This is a genomic window from Cytobacillus horneckiae, from assembly GCF_002835735.1.
Taxonomy (GTDB): domain Bacteria; phylum Bacillota; class Bacilli; order Bacillales; family Cytobacillaceae; genus Cytobacillus; species Cytobacillus horneckiae.
Window position 1 is genome coordinate 50,242 of the sequence record NZ_PISD01000019.1, and the last position, 19,648, is coordinate 69,889.

Annotated in this window: 18 protein-coding genes and 1 riboswitch; of the genes, 12 read left to right on the top strand and 6 right to left on the bottom strand. The window is 36.8% G+C overall.

Annotated features, from left to right (window positions below):
• The first annotated feature begins 133 nt into the window (after window positions 1–133).
• From CWS20_RS10015 to CWS20_RS10040, 6 genes are all read left to right on the top strand, one after another.
• Window positions 134–979 carry a MurR/RpiR family transcriptional regulator gene (locus CWS20_RS10015; RefSeq protein WP_066198734.1) on the top strand — a complete coding sequence of 282 codons (846 nt, stop codon included), beginning with the start codon at window positions 134–136 and terminating at the stop codon, window positions 977–979.
• A gap of 26 nt (window positions 980–1,005) precedes the next feature.
• Entirely contained in the window at window positions 1,006–2,133 is a 1,128-nt protein-coding gene (locus CWS20_RS10020) for a M20 peptidase aminoacylase family protein (protein ID WP_066198729.1), read from the top strand.
• A gap of 3 nt (window positions 2,134–2,136) precedes the next feature.
• Window positions 2,137–2,967, top strand: coding sequence for a GNAT family N-acetyltransferase (locus CWS20_RS10025; protein ID WP_066198724.1), 831 nt, complete (start codon window positions 2,137–2,139; stop codon window positions 2,965–2,967).
• Between the two features lie 2 nt (window positions 2,968–2,969).
• Entirely contained in the window at window positions 2,970–4,076 is a 1,107-nt protein-coding gene (gene menC / locus CWS20_RS10030) for an o-succinylbenzoate synthase (protein ID WP_066198721.1), read from the top strand.
• Window positions 4,077–4,171: 95 nt separating this feature from the next.
• Window positions 4,172–5,248: a YkvI family membrane protein gene (locus tag CWS20_RS10035; protein WP_066198718.1), complete on the top strand. Its 1,077-nt coding sequence runs from the start codon at window positions 4,172–4,174 to the stop codon at window positions 5,246–5,248.
• 60 nt (window positions 5,249–5,308) lie between these two features.
• A complete protein-coding gene (locus tag CWS20_RS10040) occupies window positions 5,309–6,178 on the top strand; it encodes a divergent polysaccharide deacetylase family protein (protein ID WP_066198715.1) in 870 nt (289 codons plus the stop codon).
• Between the two features lie 32 nt (window positions 6,179–6,210).
• Here CWS20_RS10040 and CWS20_RS10045 read toward each other — a convergent pair whose 3' ends face one another.
• A complete protein-coding gene (locus CWS20_RS10045) occupies window positions 6,211–7,446 on the bottom strand; it encodes an ATP-binding protein (protein WP_066198712.1) in 1,236 nt (411 codons plus the stop codon).
• A 214-nt stretch (window positions 7,447–7,660) separates the two neighbouring features.
• Window positions 7,661–9,370, bottom strand: a complete 1,710-nt coding sequence (locus CWS20_RS10050; protein WP_066198709.1) for an AAA family ATPase — start codon at window positions 9,368–9,370, stop codon at window positions 7,661–7,663.
• A 201-nt stretch (window positions 9,371–9,571) separates the two neighbouring features.
• Window positions 9,572–9,670, top strand: a riboswitch (TPP riboswitch).
• Window positions 9,671–9,738: 68 nt separating this feature from the next.
• Between CWS20_RS10050 and thiT the strand changes: the two genes are divergently transcribed.
• The 3 genes from thiT to CWS20_RS10065 all read left to right on the top strand — a co-directional run bounded on the left by thiT (window position 9,739) and on the right by CWS20_RS10065 (window position 11,724).
• Window positions 9,739–10,344 (top strand): energy-coupled thiamine transporter ThiT, encoded by a 606-nt coding sequence (gene thiT, locus CWS20_RS10055; RefSeq protein WP_066198706.1) that lies wholly within the window; start codon window positions 9,739–9,741, stop codon window positions 10,342–10,344.
• Window positions 10,345–10,646: 302 nt separating this feature from the next.
• The gene (locus CWS20_RS10060; RefSeq protein ID WP_066198704.1) at window positions 10,647–11,177 is read left to right on the top strand and encodes a WGR domain-containing protein; all 531 of its coding nucleotides are present in this window, start codon (window positions 10,647–10,649) and stop codon (window positions 11,175–11,177) included.
• A 277-nt stretch (window positions 11,178–11,454) separates the two neighbouring features.
• Window positions 11,455–11,724, top strand: a complete 270-nt coding sequence (locus CWS20_RS10065) for a hypothetical protein (RefSeq protein WP_066198701.1) — start codon at window positions 11,455–11,457, stop codon at window positions 11,722–11,724.
• A 37-nt stretch (window positions 11,725–11,761) separates the two neighbouring features.
• Here CWS20_RS10065 and qoxD read toward each other — a convergent pair whose 3' ends face one another.
• The 4 genes from qoxD to qoxA are packed head-to-tail and all read right to left on the bottom strand — an operon-like array spanning window position 11,762 to window position 15,585.
• Entirely contained in the window at window positions 11,762–12,052 is a 291-nt protein-coding gene (gene qoxD / locus CWS20_RS10070) for a cytochrome aa3 quinol oxidase subunit IV (RefSeq protein WP_066201682.1), read from the bottom strand.
• Between the two features lie 2 nt (window positions 12,053–12,054).
• The gene (qoxC, locus tag CWS20_RS10075) at window positions 12,055–12,651 is read right to left on the bottom strand and encodes a cytochrome aa3 quinol oxidase subunit III (RefSeq protein WP_066198698.1); all 597 of its coding nucleotides are present in this window, start codon (window positions 12,649–12,651) and stop codon (window positions 12,055–12,057) included.
• Window positions 12,651–14,597 (bottom strand): cytochrome aa3 quinol oxidase subunit I, encoded by a 1,947-nt coding sequence (gene qoxB / locus CWS20_RS10080; RefSeq protein ID WP_066198695.1) that lies wholly within the window; start codon window positions 14,595–14,597, stop codon window positions 12,651–12,653. The genes qoxC and qoxB overlap by 1 nt, the downstream gene beginning before the upstream one ends.
• Window positions 14,598–14,640: 43 nt before the next feature.
• Window positions 14,641–15,585, bottom strand: coding sequence for a cytochrome aa3 quinol oxidase subunit II (gene qoxA / locus CWS20_RS10085; protein ID WP_066198693.1), 945 nt, complete (start codon window positions 15,583–15,585; stop codon window positions 14,641–14,643).
• Between the two features lie 401 nt (window positions 15,586–15,986).
• Between qoxA and CWS20_RS28955 the strand changes: the two genes are divergently transcribed.
• From CWS20_RS28955 to CWS20_RS10095, 3 genes are all read left to right on the top strand, one after another.
• The gene (locus CWS20_RS28955) at window positions 15,987–16,118 is read left to right on the top strand and encodes a hypothetical protein (RefSeq protein WP_276328300.1); all 132 of its coding nucleotides are present in this window, start codon (window positions 15,987–15,989) and stop codon (window positions 16,116–16,118) included.
• 262 nt (window positions 16,119–16,380) lie between these two features.
• A complete protein-coding gene (locus CWS20_RS10090; RefSeq protein WP_066198691.1) occupies window positions 16,381–18,309 on the top strand; it encodes a beta-propeller domain-containing protein in 1,929 nt (642 codons plus the stop codon).
• A 142-nt stretch (window positions 18,310–18,451) separates the two neighbouring features.
• Window positions 18,452–19,603 carry an acyl-CoA dehydrogenase family protein gene (locus CWS20_RS10095; protein WP_066198688.1) on the top strand — a complete coding sequence of 384 codons (1,152 nt, stop codon included), beginning with the start codon at window positions 18,452–18,454 and terminating at the stop codon, window positions 19,601–19,603.
• Window positions 19,604–19,648 lie beyond the last annotated feature (45 nt).

Consider the following 19,648-nt stretch of genomic DNA (forward strand, 5'->3'; position numbering starts at 1 on the left):
AACCAGGAATATATTTTTTCGCAATAAAGCGTTGAACTTTCTTTAATATTGTGATAATTTAAGTAAAATAAGAAGTTTACACTTCAAATATATTGCATATTCAGTTTACACTTCAAAAAATAAGGTGATAATCATGATTTTAAAAGAAGTTATTACTTCAGCATATAATCATCTTTCCAAAAGTCAGCAAAAGGTTGCGAAATACCTGCTTGATTCACCAAAAGACATCGCCGTTTTATCAGCTAGTGAGATTGGTGAAAAAGCTGGAGTGAGTGAAACAACAGTGATTCGGTTCTGTTATGCACTCGGATTATCGGGATTTACAGAATTGCAAAAGGGTGTCAGGGAGCAACTTTTGACAGAGAAAAGCTCATTGCAATCCTATGTAAAAGCGAAACAACCATTGGCAGATGATCCGCATCTTCATGCAAAAATAATGAATAATGATTGTGAAAAAATCTCTCTTGCCATTGATTTAATAAATGAAGCAGATTTTCAGGAAATGATTGAGGCAATTGATTCAGCGGAAGAAGTGTTTATTACTGGCGCACGCACCTCATTTGCTGCTGCAAGCTGGCTTTCATTTACTTTAGGGCTAACAAGGAAGAAAGTAAGATTAATTCGTTCTGATACAGATGATTTATTGCATATTCTTCATTCTATGAACGATAAAACAACGGTTATTTCCATTTCCTTTCATCGATATGTGAAAGAAACAATTAAATTTACTGAAGCTGCGAAGAAGCAGGGTGCATTTATTGTAGGAATAACTGATTCGGCTTTATCTCCATTGCAAAAATCTGCAAATTTACTTTTTCCTATATATCCTGCAGGAAAATCAACAATAGATTCAACACCTGTGTTATTTTCATTCTTAAATGCGATCGTCGCAGGTGCAACTTTAAAAAATCAAAGTGGCTTTAAGGAAAGGAATCATCTTTATGATCAGCTATACGGTGATTATTTTGAGCCATATTAACTTGTAATTCTAATGAGGTGATAAGGATGAAAGAGCTAGATGAATTAAAACCGGTGATTCAGACGGTATTTCAGCATTTACATACTCACCCTGAAGTGAGCTGGAAAGAGTATGAAACGACAAATTATATCGCAAGCATTTTGCATAAAGAAGGAATAAATTTCGAAAGGTTTGATGATTGTACCGGCCTTGTGGCTGAGATTGGTAAAGGCGAGACTGCTATCGGTTTAAGAACTGATATGGATGCATTGTGGCAGGAGGTAAATGGAGAGTTTAGGGCGAATCATTCCTGCGGACACGATGCCCATATGACAATGGCCATTGGAGCGATGCTTGTTCTAAAAAGAATCGGTGCAGCAGATCGAGGGAGAATTAAATTCATTTTCCAACCTGCTGAGGAAAAAGGAACAGGCGCACTAAAACTAGTAGAAAAAGGTGTGGTTGATGATGTTCACTTCCTTTATGGTGTTCATTTAAGACCTATTCAAGAGCTAGAGGACGGATATTCAGCTCCCGCCATTTATCACGGTGCTAGCAAGTTCATTGATGGAGAGATTATTGGAGAAGATGCACATGGAGCAAGGCCTCATTTAGGACATAGTGCAATCGAAGTCGGCGCAGCAATGGTACAAGAAATAAATCGAATCAAGCTGGACCCAATGATTCCTTATTCAGCTAAAATGACCAAATTTTTATCTGGAGGGGAATCCGGAAATATTATCCCTGGTAAAGCGGCTTTCAGCCTTGATTTAAGAGCGCAAAATAATCAAACGATGGATGCTTTGTCTGCGAAAGTAGAAACTATTTTTAACTATTTATCAAACCTGCATGATGTCGAAATAAATTGGAATGTAGCAGCTAATATCGCTGCAGCAGAAGTGGATAACGAAGCGGTTCAATTTATGGCAACAGCTATTGCTGATACGCTTGGAGAAGAAAAATTAAGCGAGCCAATTATAACAACAGGCGGAGAAGACTTTCATTTTTATACATTAAAGCGACCGCAATTAAAAGCAACCATGCTCGGGTTAGGCTGTGGATTAGCTCCAGGTCTCCACCATCCGCAAATGACCTTTAATTCAGAAGCAATTTTTTCAGGCATTGAAATTTTAGTAAAGACCATTTTAAACACACAAGCAAAAGAAGGTGAGTAACCAATGCAACAAGGTCTTGAAGTGAAATCTCTAACAACAATAGAAGACATGAAAGTCGTACAGAAATTAGAAGCTGAGGTATGGGAAATGGAGCCTATTCCCATTCATCAAACAATTACAGCGGTAAAAAATGGCGGCATCATGCTCGGCGCTTTTTACAACGGTGAACTTGTAGGCTTTAGTTATGGTTTTCCTGGATTTGATAGAGGGAAAAGCTTCCTGTGCTCGCATATGCTGGGCATCCATAAAAACCATCGCGATAAAGGAATAGGTGCATTGCTTAAAGAAGCGCAAAAGGAGGAAGCGATAAGGCTTGGATACGAATTAATCCGCTGGACTTTTGATCCTCTGCAAAGCAGGAACGGCTATTTAAATCTATCGAAACTAAAAGGCATTTGCAATGATTACGCTGTTAATTGCTATGGTGAAATGGAAGATGGAATAAATAAAGGATTACCGAGTGACCGCTTTAATATCGAGTGGTGGATTCGCAGTCAACATGTAAACGACAATCTCCATAATTATTCAGAACCTGTCAGGCCGTTCCGGTGGGAGTTAACGGAAGCAGGGTTCCCTATACTTACAAATATAGATGGGGATATGCGTCATATCGATGATAGTGATGATGTAGTATCTATACCGATTCCTTTACAATTCAATGAACTAAAGGTCGCAAATCCTGCACTTGCATTACAATGGAGAAAAAATACAAGGGCCATCTTCCAAACATTATTCAGTAAAGGATACACAGCATTTTCGATGACGAAAGAGAATGAAATTATCTATATGAATTTAATTAAAAGAGATAGATTAAAACTTGAAAAAGAGGGATGAACATGAGACTGACAGAAGTAACACTTAGACATCTTAAAATGAGAATGAAAGCACCGTTTACAACAAGCTTCGGTTCTTTCCAAGATAAAGAGTTTATTTTATTGGAAGCAAAAGATGAACAAGGTAATATTGGCTGGGGAGAATCTGTAGCATTCGATACACCTTGGTACAATGAGGAAACGTTCAAAACAAATTGGCATATGCTCGAAGATTATCTTATTCCTGCTTTACTAAATAAGGAGATTGAACATCCAGATGAGGTATCAGCACTATTTTCCGCTTATAGAAAAAATAATATGGCTAAATCGACCGTTGAGGGGGCAGTATGGGATATTTTTGCTAAACGTCAAGGCATCACTCTTGCTGAAGCTTTAGGCGGCAAAAATGACAAAATTGAAGTAGGTATTAGCATTGGTATTCAAGAAACAGTAGAAGACTTAATGCAATTAATTGAACGCTATGTTTCTGAAGGCTATAAGCGAATGAAGATTAAGATCAAACCAGGCTGGGATGTAGATGTAATCAGACAAGTAAGAGAAAGATTCCCTAATATCCCACTAATGGCAGATGCAAATTCAGCTTATCGTTTGACAGATATTGACCATTTAAAACAACTGGATGAATTTAATTTAATGATGATTGAACAGCCATTAGCATCAGATGATATTGTTGATCATGCAAAGCTACAAAGGGAAATGAAAACGCCAGTATGTTTGGATGAAAGCATCCATTCCTTGGAGGATACGAGAAAAGCACTAGAGCTTGGAAGCTGTAAAATTATTAATATTAAAATCGGCAGAGTCGGCGGCTTAACCGAAGCAAAGAAAATCCATGATTACTGCATGGAAAGAGACATTCCGGTATGGTGTGGAGGCATGCTTGAATCTGGAATTGGACGAGCTCATAATGTGGCTATAACAACGCTTGATAACTTTATTCTGCCTGGTGACACAGCCGGATCATCCCGCTATTGGGAAAAGGACATCATTACTCCTGAAGTAGTCGTTAACGATGGTTATATTTATATTCCAGAAGAGCCAGGAATCGGATATAAGCCAGATATGGAGACAATTAAACAATTTACAGTAAATGAAAAACGTTATTGTTAAAAGATAGAAGTAGCTCAGCTGCAAATATGAAAAAAAGCAGCTGATTACTTTTCAAAAATAAAAATCAGAAAATTCTATCAATTAGAGGTGCAGCGATGAAAAAAGTTATTCAAATAGCAGGTGCTTATGTAGGAATCATCATTGGTGCCGGATTTGCTTCCGGGCAAGAGGTTTTGCAGTTTTTCACTACATTTGGCTGGCCGGGGTTTATAGGAACAATTGTTGCAACATTTTTATTCGCCTTTTTAGGCATGAATATTACGCAAATCGGAAGCCGGCTTCAAACACAGTCTCATAAAGAAGTTGTCAATCATATTTGTGGAAAATATCTCGGTCTGGTTGTTGATTTCATTATCACTTTCTTCTTATTCGGCGTAGCAGTGATTATGTTTGCCGGCGCAGGGTCAACATTTGAACAGCAGTTCGGAATTCCTCAGGCATTTGGGAGCTTTATTATGGTCGCGATGACAATTCTCACTTGTTATTTTAATGTTGACCGTGTAATGACAATTATTGGTAGTATCACTCCGTTCTTACTTATTTTGGTAATGATACTATCCGGTTATGCTTTATTCACTACAGAGGCGAGTTTTTCAAATCTGGATGGCATTGCTCAGCAAGGAAGTTCTGCTGCGTCAAATTGGCTGCTTGGATCAGTTTTATATGTTTCATTTAATATTACATGCGGTGTGGCTATGCTTGCTGTTATGGGAGGCACAACAAAGAACGAAAAACATGCCGGCTGGGGCGGTATTATAGGAGGGCTTGGTTTAGGATTAATGCTCATTTTAATTAATGTTGGCATGTTTACACGAATCGAAGATGTGGGTACCCTTGATATTCCAATGTTATATATTGCAAATGAAATATCTCCTGTCGCTGGCATAATTATGTCGATTGTATTATTAGCAATGATATTTAACACTGCTGTTGGAATGATTTATAGCTTCTCGGCAAGGTGGATGAAGCCGGAAGGTAAAAAATTTAAAGGTTTAGTGACAATTGTTGGCTTAGTAGGCTTTGCTTTAAGTTTTGTAGGCTTTACGACGCTGGTCGGCACTTTGTATCCAATCACCGGATATCTTGGATTTCTATTGATAGGAGCAATAATTATTGCATGGATGAGAAGTAAAAGAAAAAATCGAACGACTGAAAAAAAATTATCCGCTTAATCATTCATCTTTTGTAAAATTCCGCTTGTTAGGGAAACTTAACTAGGAGGAGTGAAAAAGATGAAATCAAAAATAGCGATGATATTGATTAGTTTAATGGTGTTAAGCAATCTGGTAAGAAGTCACACATATGCTGCTTCTGAAAATCATGATCTTGCAATTGTAATTGATGATTTTGGCAATTACATGAAAGGCACGGAGGAAATGTTGAATCTGCCTGTACATTTAACAGTGGCAGTGATGCCGTTCATGCCTTCTACTGTAATTGATGCAGAAACTGCTTGGAAGAAAGGGCATGAAGTCATCGTTCATATGCCCATGGAACCGAAGAAGGGTAAGAAAAGCTGGCTCGGGCCAGGTGCAATAACAGCTGATTTAAGTGACAAGGAAGTAAGAAAACGCGTGGAAGCTGCAATTGACAATGTTCCTCATGCTGTAGGGATGAATCATCATATGGGTTCAAAAATTACTGAAGATGAGAGAATTATGAGGATTGTTCTGCAAGTATGCGCAGAGAAAGGACTTTATTATTTAGACAGTAAAACAACCGAAAATAGTGTGATACCAAAGGTTGCAGAGGAATTGCAACTGCCATACATTGAAAATAACTTATTTTTTGATGATGTATATACAAGAGCACATATAGATAAACAGGCAAGACTTCTGTTTTCTGAGCTGGATAATAATAAAGAAACGATTGCGATTGGACATGTTGGCATTACAGGACCAATGATGGTGTCAGTATTAAAATCTTATTTGCCACAATATCACTCTAAAGTAAATATTGTCCCGTTATCTGCTTTAATCCATGGCAGGGAGTGGATAACAGGCAAGTCAGAATCACCTTTCGAAGGTTTCGGAGGTGATTCTGACTATATAATAGGTGGAAATATTTCTTGGGAAAGCGCAAAAATAGACATTTTTTCCTAATTTTTTTACCTGAACTTAAACAAATTGTGACATTAGGTGGAAACAGGGAAATGAAGGGAAATAGTCGTCCCAGTATTTTCTTTACTAGTTATTTGATATGTACCTTCCATTCTTTTAATAATATCAAACGCAATCATTAGACCTAATCCAGTACCTCTGGACTTCGTTGAGTAATAAGGCTGGCCAAGTTCTTTTAATTGTTTTTCAGGTATGCCTATCCCATTATCCTTAATGCTAATAATAGCAATGTCTTCTTCTTGTAGCACCGTCACTTCCACTTGTCCGCCATTTTCCATCGATTCAATAGCGTTCTTAATTAAGTTAATTAATACTTGTTTTAATTCATTAGGGTTGCCATCTATATAAAGGTTCGGTGCGGATTGATAATCTAAGCTTACATTGGAAAAATGTGCATACGATTTCATGAAATTTGTCACTTCATCAATTAATGGGTCTAAATGAATTTTTTCGTTTAGTATGTAGGTAGGTTTTGATAAAGAAAGAAAATCTCCGATAATTTGATTTGTTCTTTCTAATTCCTTTAAAGAAATTTTTATGTACTGCATTTGTGACTCTGTTAAATTTTGATCTTTCTGCATTAATTGCATAAATCCTTTTACAGTCGTCATTGGATTGCGAATTTCATGGGCGACTGAAGCTGCCAGTTGGCTTATCGCATTCATCTTGTCTGCAGATTGCAGCTTTCTTCTCATTTCTCTTTGCATTTCATCAAGCTCAATTAAATATATAATAACCGTTAATGCAATAATGGACATAAAAGAAAAAATGGCAAGGTTTTGGATATTAACATATTGATGATTGCTAATAAATGTCACCATTCTAGTAATAGAAATCGGTACATAAAACAGAAGGCCGATCATTAGTTTTGTATAAAGGGAACCATTCACATAGTATCTTTTAATTGCAAGTAAGAGAACAACGATGATTGAATAGTTAATCAACAGAACTAAAAAACTGTGGACATCATGAACTCTTAGTAAAATCAATAAACAAACAGTAAAAATACCGGTCTTATTGTTAATATAAAAAAAAGCAATAAAAACAGGGATAAACTTTAAATCAAAAGAGGTAGTATCAGAGATTTCAACTGGATAAGTTATAGTTAATATCAATGAAACGACAATAAAGAATGAAAAAATTAATTCAGATTTTAAAGGATACTGATTTTTTGGAATAATAATCTTTACTAATGGGATAATCATCATGATAAAAAAATGAAGAATTAGGCTGTTTATGAACTCATACAAATGTACCATTCCTTTAGATGATAATATTTTCATATTATAATTACACAATATGTCGAAAAAACCCTTTATTTGTTTTGAAAGTTTCGATAAAAAATAAAAACCGGTTTAATAAAACCGGTTTCAGCGTGTAGATAAAATGAAAATAATTAAATTTGATTTGGATTTGGAGAGGTGTGCGAATTGTTTACAGCATTAAATAGGTTTAGTTAACTGTTTAATTGCATTCATGCTGATTAACAATTTCTTGAACTTCTGTTCCTTCTAATGTTTCTTTTAATAATAGAAAATCAACGAGCTGGTTATATTGTTGTCTGTGAGATTGTATAATTGATTCAGAACGCTGCAATGCTTTTTGGAATAAATGGTTAAGTTGTTCTTCTTTTTGCCGATTATTAAAGGTAAGTGTGAATCCATCCTCTAATAGCCCCGTATCTACCATTTGTTCTAAAATACTTTTTGCTTGGTTTACGTCTCCGCTTACGCCAATACTATGCTCACCGAGCACCATTCTTTCAGCGACACCACCGGCAAGAATCATTGCCACTTGATCAAGCAATTCAGAAGAAGTAGATAGATGCATTTCCTTTGGAATAGGTGCAACATAACCAAGTGCCTGACCGCGTGGTATAATGGTTGCTTTCCTCACGGAACCAGGTTTTGTAACAGCTGCAACTAGCGCATGACCTGCTTCATGTACAGCTACTCTTTTTTTCGTATCGTCATCCTGTAGAGGATGATTGCTATTGCCAAGTATTGTTCGATCTAATGCAAAATCAATATCTGCTTTTGTAATGATATTTTGGCCATTCATAATCGCTTTCCTGCTAGCCGTTTCAAAAAGGGAGTGAATATCAGCTCCAGAGAATCCGGAAGTGGTCTCAGCAAGCGTGCCAAGCGAACCAAGTACATCAGGTGCCAGTAACCGGTTTTTTGTATGAATATCAATGATTTCTTTTCTTCCATTAGTGTCTGGGAGCTGTACATTAAATGAAAAATCAATTCTTCCAGGCCGTAAAAACGCCTCATCAAGCATGTCACGCCTGTTTGTAGCTGCGACAAACAAGATTCCTTCGTTGGAATGGCCGCCATCCAGTTGAACGAGAAGCTCTGTCAAAGTTTTTTCGCTTTCTTCTCCGCCATGAGGCTTTCGCTTTCCTGCCAGAGCATCCACTTCATCAATAAAAATAACTGCAGGCGTCTGTTTTCGAGCATTATCAAATAAAGAGCGGACACGAGATGCTCCTACTCCCACAAATAATTCATTGAAAGCAGATCCACTTGTAGAGAAAAAGGATGCATTTAATTCTTTTGCAATCGCTTGGGCCAATAACGTTTTTCCAGTACCAGGCGGTCCGTATAATAATATACCCTGTGGCGGATGAATCCCTAATTCATTGGCCTCTTCACGGTTTTTTATTGTAGACAAAGTTTGCAATATTTCTTCCTTCATTTCTTTTTGAATGCCGCCAACATCATCTAAACTAATTGAAGGAAGGGGCCTCGCTTTTGCTACACTTTGCTTCATTGTATTTGTTGCGCCAACTTTGCCAGATTTAAATAAATAAATACCAATAGCGAGCATAAACACGATAAAAATTGCTATCAGCCAGCCAGCATATGGGTTTGAAGACGAATAAGAATAGTCAATCGGATAATGGTTTACCAATTGATCCACCTTGTCGCTTTGTGGAGGAACATGGGAAATATAATCATTTGCTCCTGCTGAAATATTAAGCTTACCGTTTTTATATTCTTTTATAGTAACAACTTCACCATTTTCGGCTTGAATTACATTTTCAACTGTGGAAAAAGGGATTGTTTTTACTGCATTATTTTGTGTCAAAAAGTAAGCAGCTGAACAAATGATGAGGATTAATGATGGTATTAAGACAAATAATGTAGATTTTTTAATTTTTAAATTCAAATCATAACCTCCCTTAGAATATGCGTATAATTTGTTCACTTTAAATGCTGACGAAAGGTTAGTAATTAAAAATGTAAATATATTTCCATTATAATCGGGTTTTTCGTTCTTCGACAGTATATGTTCATGTAAAAGGAGGGAAAAAATAACACTTCACAATTGGACTGTTTTATTATATTATTTACATAATTGAATAGTAGCGTAGACCACAAGGGGAGCATTATGCTGAGAGTGAATATTTATTCTGACCCTTTGAACCTGTTAGTTAGCACTAGCGTAGGGATGTGGACATAGTCTTTTGATCAATTTAGACTAAATTAGTTCTTCCTTGAGGTATGCGTAATTTTCTACTGAAAGGAAGTTTTTTTATGAACAAAAAGATTAGCCTTGTAGCATTGATTGAAGTTTCTTTCTTTGCAGCATTTGCACTTATTTTGGATTTGATTGTGCCATCCATTAAGCTCTCACCGTCGATATCGATTTCATTTGCCATGGTACCAATCTTCATTTTAGCAATGAGATGGGGAATAAAAATAAGCTTAATTGCAGGGTTTTTATGGGGAACCTTGCAGGTAGTAACAGGGGATGCGTGGATTGTTACACCAGTTCAGGCAATCATGGAATATTTTATTGCCTTTTCTTTTATTGGCTTTGCAGGCCTATTTTATCCGATAGTACAAAAACATTTAAGAAGCGGAAAAAAGGGGAATGCAGTAGTATGGATTGTCCTTGCTGTCTTTGCCGGTAGTGTAGCACGCTATTTTTGGCATTTTCTCGCTGGGGTAATATTCATCGAACACTTCGCTCCAGGAATTGCTTCACCAGTGTTGTTTTCATTAACCGCAAATGGTTTGACTATGCTCGGCACTTTTGTCCTTTGCTCCATTATAACTGTCACATTATTGACGACGGCACCAAGATTAGTGATTAGACAGGAAAGCCGCACTTCTTTAAGAGATAAAAGGGTTTCGTAACAGTATGCAAGGACGCTTATTTTCTGGCTCTTCACGAAGATAAATAGCTTTTATCTCTGTGAACCTGCTCATTAGTACGCTTTCATTGGGATAAAACCGGAACAAACTATTCGCTTTTTTCTTCGTAATCTCAGAGTATGGCTTATTTTTTTGTATGGTTAGATCTCATAAAAATAACGGGAATAGTTATCGTTCTCCCTAATTAATTTTAATTATTCTGTATCTAATTCTTGTCATTTGGTCTGTCAACTTGCATTTTACTTCTTTAAAGGAGAATACTTTATTACATAGGTGGGGTTTGTTTGATTAAATTAATGAAGCAAGGAGAAAACGAAACGATTTATTGGGAAGTTTGGCAAGATGGTAGAACCTTAATTATTCATTACGGAACAGTAGGGGATACCGGCGAAATAGAAGAAAAGAAGTTGCCAATGTTTCAAAGCGCGGAAAAAGTAATGGAGGATCTTGCTGAAGAAAAAGTGAACGAAGGGTTTGAGTATCTAGAAGAAGATGAATTAAAAGAACTAGTGGTTCAATACAGCTATAAAGAAAATGAAATGCAAGCAGTACTGGAACTTAGACATTGCGTTGAAGAACTAATGAACGAATGCTTAGGTTGGACAGGCAATGGTTTGTGTGATGGTGGCGATATAGGCAGTGGTACTGCAAATATCTTCAACTACGTAGTAGATGTCGAAAAGGCTGCTCGAACTATAATAGAGGAACTAAAGAATAACAATTTACTTGAGAGTGCAAAGATCGCTTATTTACATCCTGAAGACGAAGAATATATCATTTTATATCCTGAAGGAACAAAATTTAATCTTATGTAAAAGAGCGTTGGGCAAACTCAACGCTCTTTTATTGGTTTTTATCTAAAACTTTTGCGATTTAAGCATATATTTAATTCGCACGGATTTCTCCGTCAAAAAAACACACACTTATTTCACATTTTAAAAACAGGAATTTAATTCTTATATTAATAAAATATTTTCACAGAAAATAAAGGGTGTCAACAGGGACTTTTGTCTAAAATATGTCTATTTTTCGAAAAAATATTGACAAAATTGTGAACGAGGTGGATAATGGATTTATAGGAGGATGATGGAAATGAAAACAAAACAATCAATGTTAAATGCAGTGAAATATTATGGCGGTACATTATTAATTGCTGGAATCATCATCTTTTCATTAGGGTTCTTTGGAAACGTTTCCAGCGCGCTTACAGGGATCGGGATCGGAACAGTTATGGGTGCTATTTTTGTTTTTTTAATGGGAGTATTTTTTCTCGCAACAGAGGAGGTTTTGGAGAAGACAAAGCGGGAAGAACGCTCTATTGCTGCTCCAATCACACATACATCTCCAGTAAAAACAAAATAGGAGCGCCTAGAAAGACGCTCCTCTACATATATCTATATTATTGAATTTGATAGGTCCAAACCATTGTAAGAAGGGAACCTAATATCGTAAAGATCGCAATTATCATACCGTAGTATATGCTTATATAAATAGCATTTTTATCTTCTGACTCACCCGCATGCATGAAGAGAATGAGTTGCAGGCCTGCTTGAATGAATGCTGTAACAAGCAGGATTGTCATACCGACTGCGAATGACATATCCATAAAATAAACCAATAGGGCAACTGCAGTTAGGACAAGTGAGAAGACGAATCCCATCACTTGTTTTCTAGGGAATAATTCTTTCATCATTACATCATTCCTTTCAGGTAGACGAAGCTGAAGATGAAGATCCAAACGACGTCTAAGAAATGCCAGTAAAGAGAGAAGATAAATGATTTATTCGTTGTTTCAGGCGTTAAACCACTTTTCTTCACTTGGATTAGGATAAACAATCCCCAGAATAAACCAAATGTTACGTGAGCCCCGTGTGTACCTAATGTGGTAAGAAGGATAGCTGTAAATGCACTTGTTTGCAATCCAGCCCCAACATGTACATAATGTGCAAATTCATAAATTTCAACGCCTAAGAAGGCAAGACCTAGTACAAGGGTAATTCCGAAGAATGCCATCATTGCTTTTTTATTGCCAAGTCGCATAGCATGAACAGCTAACCCAATTGTAAAGCTGCTTGTTAAGAGCAATAGTGTTTCAATCAACACTGGTGTAATTTCAAATATTTCCGCTCCAGATGGACCATCACCGGTACCGTTTCTTAATATAAAGTAAGAAGCGAACAGTGTTGCGAAAAGCATAATCTCAGCGCCTAAGAAAATCCAAAATCCTAAAATTCTTAACCGGCTTTGTTCTGTACTATATTCAAGAGGGAGAGAGTGATCTATTTTCATTATCGTTTACCTCCCAGTTTATTTTCTGTTTCTTCCACTTCTTCAACAGAAATATAACGTCCGTGATCATTTTCAAATGATTGATATGCCATGCATCCGAAAATTGCAAGTGTAAAGATGATTAACGGAATCCACATTGCAAATATGAACGAGAATCCCCATATGAAGAAGAGAACACCCATGATAAATGGAATACCTGTGTTATTCGGCATATGAATCTTTTCAATCTTATCTTTAAATAATTTCTTGCCATTTTTCTTGTCATCCCAGAATGGCTCAACAGATTCAATCTGTGGCATTGTTGCAAAGTTATATTCAGGGACAGGTGTATGTGTAGCCCATTCTAAAGTACGAGCATCCCAAGGGTCAGATCCGATATCTCTTGAAGCATAGCGGAAGCTGTAGTAAATATTGTAAACAATTAACGCGAATCCAATTGCAAGACCTAGAGCTCCTACAAATGAAATCATATTCCAAATACCAAATCCACTTGATTCAGAGTATGTGTACATCCGGCGTGCTTGACCGTCCAGACCAGAGAAGAACATAGGCATGAAAGCAAGCAGGGTGCCGATAGCAATTACCCATGCGCCTAATTTACCAAGTTTTTCATTAAGCATGAAACCAAACATTTTTGGCCAGTAGTAGAACAGAGCAGCCAACATCGCAAAGACAACACCAGGGATGATAACCATATGGAAGTGAGCGACTAGGAACATTGTATTATGATATTGATAGTCTGCTGCTGACATTCCAAGCATTACACCTGTTACACCACCAATAGTGAACAATGGAATAAATAGCATTGAGTAAAGCATAGGTGTCGTAACTTCGATTTTTCCTTTGTATAGCGTAAACAGCCAGTTAAATATTTTTACACCCGTTGGTACGGCGATGGCCATCGTTGTAATGGAGAAGATGCTGTTAACTAAAGCGCCTTGACCCATTGTAAAGAAGTGGTGAACCCATACAAGGAAAGATAATAGTGAGATAATAACCATTGATGCAACCATTGATTTATATCCATATAAGTTACGTCTTGCAAATGTAGAAATAACCTCACTGTAAATACCAAAAGCAGGAAGGATTAAAATGTATACTTCAGGATGGCCCCATACCCAGAAGAGGTTGGCCCAAAGCATGTCCATACCGCCATTTGTTGAAGCAAAGAAATGTGTTCCGAATAATCTATCCAGTGTACCCATTGCAAGAGCAACAGTTAATACTGGGAAAGCAAATACGATAATAACGTTAGCAATTAACGCAGACCATGTAAACATTGGCATTTTCATTAAAGTCATGCCAGGTGCGCGCATTTTTAAAATCGTTGTCATAAAGTTAATACCTGTCATTAATGTACCCAGACCAGCAATTTGGATGGCAATCATATAATAATTGGTTCCAACAGACTGACTGAATTCATTATCCGCAAGAGGGAAGTAAGATGTCCATCCGGCATCAGGAGATCCCCCGATTACAAATGAGATGTTAAATAACATCGCACCTGCAAAGAATAACCAGAAGCTAAGTGCATTCAAGCGAGGGAATGCAACATCTCGTGCTCCAATTTGCAATGGAACCACAAAGTTCATGAAACCAATGATAAATGGCATCGCCATAAATAGGATCATTACAACCCCGTGTGTTGTAAATATTTCATTATAATGCTGTGCATCAAGCAGCTTGTTTTCTGGTGCTGCAAGCTGAGCACGCATCATAATTGCATCCGCACCGCCGCGGAAAAGCATAAGAATTGCTGAAATTAAATACATAATACCAAGACGTTTATGGTCTACTGTCGTTAACCATTCGCGCCATAAATAACCCCATTTTTTAAAGTATGTCAATCCAAAAATGATTGCAATCGTAACTAAACCGATTGCTACCATCGATGCATAAATAGCAGGGCTTGGATGTGGTATGGCAAAACGTTCAAAGAACTCCATCCTTATAACTCCTTTCAGACTATTATTCTGGCAAATTTACATTTTAGTGACCGCTATGGTCAGAATGATCTTCATGATTTTCATGATCTTCATTTTCCTCATGATTATCATGGTTTTCTTCTTCGTCGTCATTAGAACCGTGGTGGTGCTGGTGACCTGAATTTTCTCCTTCAGGAGCAGGCTTAAAGTCTAAGTGTGTACCAGTGAAAGTCATTTTTCCTAAATGACCTGGCTCTAATAACTCTTCAAATTTATCTTCAGTAATTGGATCAGCAGTTTTATGAACTTCTTCAACCCATTCATCAAATTCAACTGGAGACATCGCAGTTACATCAAAAGTATTTTCTGCAAATCCTTTCCCGCTGAAGTTTGCATTACGACCCATGAATTCTCCTGGATGGTCAGCAGCTAAATGCAAAGTAGTGACCATGTCTGCCATTGCATATTTTTGACCGCCAAGCTGTGGAATCCAGAAACTTGTAATTGGTCCGAAAGAGTATAGCTTAAATTCTAGCGCTCTATCAGTCGGAATGTATAAGTAGTTTACAGTTTCAATATCTTCTTCCGGATAGCTGAAGTGCCATTTCCAGTTTGAAGATGATGCATACACGACTAATGGTTCCTTATCTTCATATCCTGGAGGTGTTGCCTCAACTTTGTAGTTACTTTGTACAGATACAAATGAAAGGAAAGCAACGATTAATACAGGAATACCGACACAAATTGCCTCAACCCAAATGTTTCCTTCAATATGTGGTGGTTCATAATCTTTTTTCTGTTTCGATGCTCGATACTTGAATAACATGTAAGCTAGCATTGCAAATACGACAATGACAATTCCAGACATCAGCCAAATGGACATGACAATATCATTTGCTTGAACCTCTGCTTGAGGTCCTTTAGGATCTAAAACAGCTAATGGTTCACAGCCTGTTAACACAGTGGCAATGGTAATAATCGCCAACAAGAGAGCCCTTTTCAATTTCATTGATGTACCCCTTTCTAACATTCTTAAAAAACATTATTTAATTGGAAACGCAAACATCGCGTCTGTAACCTTATGTTAGTATCATAAATGATTAAAAACAATTGTTTGTGATAGGTGTCACAAAATGTTCATGAACAATCGATGAATTTGGTCACAAAATGTTCATGAAACTGAAAATATAAATGACATACAATATTCACTCATGAAAGTATTTATAGAAATTAGAGAATTTTGCAAGAATATATCACGAAAATATCAGCTGTTAAACGCTTCCAAAAAATATATAAGGATAATTTTAAAATAAAGATGTATTTCATATACTTGATAAACCCCCATACCTCGCTCAAAGTAATCGAATATATATTACTAAGATAGTATAATGAAGGTAAGGGGGGATTTTAATGGGAGTCATCGCTATGGATATAGACAAATTATTGGAAACTACATCTGAAATGGCCGATGATAAAATAGACAAATTGATGATGCATATTGAGATTGATGATTTATTGGAAGAAACAAGCGATTTGGATTAACCATCATTTCAAAGATTTATATCACCTCCGCTAGATAACTGTAAATAACCTTTTAGGTTATATGACATTTCATAACATACCTCTTTAACACTGCCGTCAAACATAGTAAAATCACATCACTAATTACCTCAGGCTTTACTTCATTGAATAAACTAACACCTGAATGCAACAATATGTTTTTGGTTTCACTGGAGAAAAAAGGATGAATATGTAACGAAAGGAAGGAGGTTTACGTCTATGTAAAAAATGGGGGTGAAATACCTTGAATAGAAATAGGCGAACATGGCTTTGGATATTCGGGCTAATTGCAACAATAGCAATTTTTTATTATGTATTAACAATAGATGTATTTAGCAAGAAGCAGCCAATATCTACTGCTCAAAAAGAAAATATCGACAAAGTAAATTCGATTGAAGAAATGAACAAGATTTTTTTAGAAATGATAAAGAATCAAAAGAAACAATCAGGAAGAATAGTCATGGAAGATAGTGCTGCAAATGCCGAGCAATCCACTGAATTGACTACAAATACTTCTGATCATCAGATGAATAGCATGTCAGGTAAAGAGCATTCGGAAACGAATATTCAAGTTTCAGGGATTGATGAAAGCGATATTGTGAAAACTGATGGGCTTTATATTTATCAGCTAACAGATGCCACTCTAAATATTATTCAGGCGGTGCCTAGCTCACAGATGAATGTGGAGAAAACGATATCATTTGAAAATAATGTCTCACCTTCTCAGCTTTTTATATATGATAATCAGTTGATTGTAATCGCAAGTAAATATGAAGAAGCGATTCATACGAATGGAAAAATGTCAAAAAGAATGATGCAGGAATGGTATCAAGCAACTGCTGTTTTAATTTATGATATCACTAATAAAAGCAATCCGAAATTAACTAGAGAGCTTGAAATCGAAGGGAATTATATATCATCACGGTTAATGGATGGTAATATTTTTGTTGCATCAAGTCATTACCCTGACATATGGATTTTAGAAGATGAAAAGAGTGCTGATTTGCGTCCAAGATATAAAGATTCAAGTGTAAACAACGATATAAAACCGATACCAATAGAGGAAATAAACATTATACCCGAGCCGAATGAAGGTAATTTCACGAATATTGCCGCAATTGACTTGAACCAGCCTGCAAGAGAAATGACCTTAACATCTTTTCTTGGCAGCGGCAACCAAATGTATATGTCAGCAAGTAATATTTACTTGGCTTCAGTAAACTATCCTATTATGCCTTTGTTTGCAAAAGAGAAGACGAATGAAACAACCACCATATATAAATTGAATATTAATGAACTTGAAATGGAATTAGCAGGCGTTCAGGAACTAGAAGGCCGACTGCTTAATCAATTTTCAATGGATGAGTATGAGGGGCATTTTAGGGTAGCGATGACTAAAGGGGATACGAGGGATAGTGCGCGTCCTTCTTCCAATGATTTGTATATATTTAATGAGCAATTTGAAAAAGTAGGAGAGTTAACAGGATTGGCAAGAGGAGAAAGAATTTACTCTGCCAGATTTATGGGAGATAAAGTTTATATTGTTACATTTAAAGAAACAGATCCGCTTTTTGTTATTGATGCGAGCAAACCTAAATCTCCTAGAGTGCTAGGGGAATTGAAAATACCTGGGTTTAGTAACTATCTTCATCCTTATGATGAAAACCATCTAATTGGCTTTGGATATGACACACAGGTGACTGTCAGCAAGGAGCCGGGCGCACCGCCAATTGTTACGACTGAAGGTGTGAAGCTTTCATTATTTGATGTCAGTGATTTATCAAACCCAAAAGAGAAGTATACAGAAATAATTGGCGGCAGAGGGACTTATTCCGAATTAAACTACGATCATAAAGCACTGCTATTTGATAAAAGCAAAGAATTATTCGCCTTCCCCATTTCAGTTTACGAAGAAACAAAAAATGTTCAGGACTCATCAACATTTGCTTTTCAAGGAGCATTAATATATGGGGTTGATGTAAATGAAGGATTTCAATTGAAGTCAAGGATTACGCATCATAATAATGGAAGCGGATATGAGAATTGGGAAGATTCAATCAATCGTACTCTTTATATCGGCGATCAACTCTATGCTGTTTCACCAGCTAAAGTTACTGCCCATAATTTGAACACATTTAATAAAGTAGGAGAAGTTGAATTATTTAAAAAGTAAAAAGAGCGCCGCATGACGCTCTTTTTATTTTTTTGCAGGAATCTTTATTATGCAGACGAAAAGGTTTCGTTTTTAGTCGTGTTCTTTCATAATAGTATATATATACATATAAACTGATCGGAGAAGGGAGAATGATTGCATAATGAAATTTCAATTAGCTGATACTGAACATCAACGACTCAATATAATGGAAGAATTAAAACAACATTTTTTAGAAAGGGCTGCTCAAACTGATATAGAGGGCAGCTTTCCATTCGAAAATATAAAAGAATTAAAGGATTCTGGATACACCTTATTAACATTGCCGCAGGAATATGGCGGACGTGATATTTCGTTATATGAACTTGTAAGATTGCAGGAAAGCATTGCAAAAGGTGACGGGGCGACAGCATTATCTATTGGCTGGCATATGGGAATCATTAAAAACCTATTTGAAAAGAAAAGCTGGAAACAGAAACAATTAGATTTTATTGGCAAAGAAGTAAGCAGAGGGGCTTTAATCAATAGTGCAGCAACTGAGCCCCAGACAGGAAGTCCTACTAGAGGCGGCAAACCGCATACTACCGCTGTTAAAAATGGTGATAATTGGATAATTAACGGTAGAAAATCCTTTACGACTATGTCTCCAGTCCTCGATTACTTTCTTGTTAGTGCAACGATTAAAGAGTCGGAGGAGGTTGGGAATTTTTTGATTTCACGGAGTGCACATGGAATTTCAATTGAAGAAACTTGGGATAGTATATCAATGAGGGGATCAGCAAGCAATGATTTAATCATTAAAAATGTAATGGTGGACAATAGCGCCTTAGTCGAATACATTTCACCAGGTAAAAAGGGAGCTAATGGGTGGCTATTGCATATACCAGCGTGTTATTTAGGGATTGCACAAGCTGCTCATACATATGCTATTGAATTTGCAAAAGCCTATTCACCATCCAGCATCCAAGGGACGATTATAGATTTACCGAACGTTCGCCAAAAGATAGGGGAAATTGAGTTAGAACTGATGAAGAGCCGCAGCTTCCTCTATGCTATTGCCAAGCAATGGGATCAAGCGAATTCTGAAGAAAAGGCGAAGATGAGCCCGCAATTAGGTGCAGTTAAACTAGAAGTGACCAATGCTGCATTTAAAGCAGTTGATATTGCTATGCGTATTGTTGGAGCTAAAAGTTTATCCGAGAAAAACCCTCTTCAACGTTACTATCGTGATGTTAGAGCAGGCCTGCATAATCCGCCAATGGATGATATGACTATTCAATTATTAGCAAAATATGCGATAGAGAAGCAAAACTAAATCTGCAGAAGCAAAAATTAATTGGCTTCTCAGAGCTTTGAGAAA

Excerpts from the sequence above, each read along its gene's own strand:
- CWS20_RS10015 (WP_066198734.1), top strand. The coding sequence starts at position 134 with ATGATTTTAAAAGAAGTTATTACTTCAGCATATAATCATCTTTCCAAA.
- CWS20_RS10020 (WP_066198729.1), top strand. The coding sequence starts at position 1,006 with ATGAAAGAGCTAGATGAATTAAAACCGGTGATTCAGACGGTATTTCAG.
- CWS20_RS10025 (WP_066198724.1), top strand. The coding sequence starts at position 2,137 with ATGCAACAAGGTCTTGAAGTGAAATCTCTAACAACAATAGAAGACATG.
- menC (WP_066198721.1), top strand. The coding sequence starts at position 2,970 with ATGAGACTGACAGAAGTAACACTTAGACATCTTAAAATGAGAATGAAA.
- CWS20_RS10035 (WP_066198718.1), top strand. The coding sequence starts at position 4,172 with ATGAAAAAAGTTATTCAAATAGCAGGTGCTTATGTAGGAATCATCATT.
- CWS20_RS10040 (WP_066198715.1), top strand. The coding sequence starts at position 5,309 with ATGAAATCAAAAATAGCGATGATATTGATTAGTTTAATGGTGTTAAGC.
- thiT (WP_066198706.1), top strand. The coding sequence starts at position 9,739 with ATGAACAAAAAGATTAGCCTTGTAGCATTGATTGAAGTTTCTTTCTTT.
- CWS20_RS10065 (WP_066198701.1), top strand. The coding sequence starts at position 11,455 with ATGAAAACAAAACAATCAATGTTAAATGCAGTGAAATATTATGGCGGT.
- qoxD (WP_066201682.1), bottom strand. The coding sequence starts at position 12,052 with ATGAAAGAATTATTCCCTAGAAAACAAGTGATGGGATTCGTCTTCTCA.
- qoxC (WP_066198698.1), bottom strand. The coding sequence starts at position 12,651 with ATGAAAATAGATCACTCTCTCCCTCTTGAATATAGTACAGAACAAAGC.
- qoxB (WP_066198695.1), bottom strand. The coding sequence starts at position 14,597 with ATGGAGTTCTTTGAACGTTTTGCCATACCACATCCAAGCCCTGCTATT.
- qoxA (WP_066198693.1), bottom strand. The coding sequence starts at position 15,585 with ATGAAATTGAAAAGGGCTCTCTTGTTGGCGATTATTACCATTGCCACT.
- CWS20_RS28955 (WP_276328300.1), top strand. The coding sequence starts at position 15,987 with ATGGGAGTCATCGCTATGGATATAGACAAATTATTGGAAACTACATCT.
- CWS20_RS10095 (WP_066198688.1), top strand. The coding sequence starts at position 18,452 with ATGAAATTTCAATTAGCTGATACTGAACATCAACGACTCAATATAATG.